The 1753-nt window shown below is 43.5% G+C and carries 1 protein-coding gene; it reads left to right on the top strand.

Features of this window, described 5'->3' with window-relative positions; all coding sequences use genetic code 11:
- Positions 1–8: 8 nt before the first annotated feature.
- Positions 9–1753 (top strand): tetratricopeptide repeat protein (locus tag H6S82_RS31990; protein ID WP_347339581.1); only part of this gene is annotated, 1745 nt, incomplete at its 3' end.

Genomic DNA, 1753 nt, shown 5'->3' with positions numbered 1-1753 from the left:
ATGAAATTGTGCAAACTACCCTCAAGGGCAAAATTCGATCGAAACAGCAGGTTTATCAAATGCTGGCGCAAGGTGTCAGTGCGGGTACGGGGGAAATTTTCGAGCAAGCTTTGAGCGATCGCATCAGCGCCACCCAATCGGAAATCGACAATAATAAGGATGAACTCAAGCAAGCCAAAGCAACCCGCAGCTTGAGAGCGATGCAAACTATTCAGGCAGAATGGGAACGATATCAGAGGGAAAATCGAGTTTCCAGTGTGATTGCAGCAGCTACGAATGCGATCGCCAACGCGGAAACTAACAACAGATTGCAAGCTTTGTTGCAGGCGATCGACCCCAATCAAGCTCAGGCGTTAAACTTAGACCAAATCCAGCAGTTAGCAAAAGCTCTGTTACAACAAGCTCAAACAATTTCTGAACCCGATACAACGCGAGAACTTCAACAATTATCAGAAGGCTTAACAGAAGGTTTGCAATCTTGGCAAAGATTGCAAGAACATCTTGTTAGTTGGATTTATGACCAAAGTCGTCCAATGCTGGGATTTGAAGGCGCACCGGAACAGCGTGGGCCTTGGGCGCTATGGGCTTCTCAAGTAAATAGTCCGTTTCCCAAAGCGCTATTTCAAACTTTAGCACTTAATCATTCTATTACAGAATTGGCAGCAAAGCAACACCTAGAATTAAATGAATTTGTCCAACTTGCTGTGATTTTACAGTGCTTGCAAAGAGGATTAGTAAATTGGTTTGACAAATTAATTTACGATCCTAAAGTTGGAGCAAAACTGTCGATTTCCACATTCTTGACTTTTGCCGTAATTTGGTCGCTGTTAGCTAATGGTTTTCAATCAAATTCTCGCGATCGCCTAACTAACGGCTGTTTTCAAATCACCCTACAAATTCTCCGCGCTTTCGCTCAACAAAAATACTTTCCCCTTTACGGCGGTATCTTTGCTTCCTTCAGCGGCGACTTTCTTCGCTCTGCCCTCAATTACCTGGACGAACCGCTGCGAAGAGTTGAAGGCACTCAAGAAAAAGCTCGTATTTTAACATTAATTGGCTATTCAATAGCTGCCGTCGGACAATATCAACAAGCGCATAATTTTCATCAACAAGCTTTAGAAATAGCCCGCACTGCGGCAGATGTTCCTTGTGAAATTGCCAATCTCAATCACATCAGCCGCATCTGCGTTGCTCAGAAAAATTATACAGAAGCCATCAATTACAGTCAACGGGCATTAATATTAAGTCGTCAAACGGGAGAGCGGATTGGAGAAGCCAACGCCTTAGCAAATTTGGGTTACAGCGAAGTGCTGCAAGCGCAACAATTGGAAAGGGTAGAACCGGAAGTTTACGAAATGGCTATTAATTATCTGCAACAAGGATTGCAGTTATCGGAACGATTGGGAGATAGCTACGGAACAGAATCTGTGTTGCAGCAAAGTAAGGCTCTTTGTGGCAGCAGTCTCGGCATTGCCTATATTATTTTATCTCAACCGCAAGCGGCCATTCCCTATTTAGAAACTGGATGGCAAGCTGCCCAAATGTCGGGAGATTTGTATCTTCAGGGGTTAAATTTAAGTTATTTGGCTGAAGCTAATTACAATTTACAACAAATAGAAAAAGCGATCTTGATGGGTAGTTTAGGGATGTATCTTTTGGAACAGATAAATTCTCCGCAGTGGCGTCAAGCGGCTGGATTAATGACGATTTTGCGAGGACAGATAGGAACGGAAGCTTTTGAGAATGCACTGAA

Origin of the sequence: Planktothrix sp. FACHB-1355 (genome assembly GCF_014748295.1) — a bacterium.
Lineage (GTDB): Bacteria > Cyanobacteriota > Cyanobacteriia > Cyanobacteriales > Aerosakkonemataceae > Aerosakkonema > Aerosakkonema funiforme_A.
This window is presented reverse-complemented; position numbering and strand designations above follow the sequence as displayed.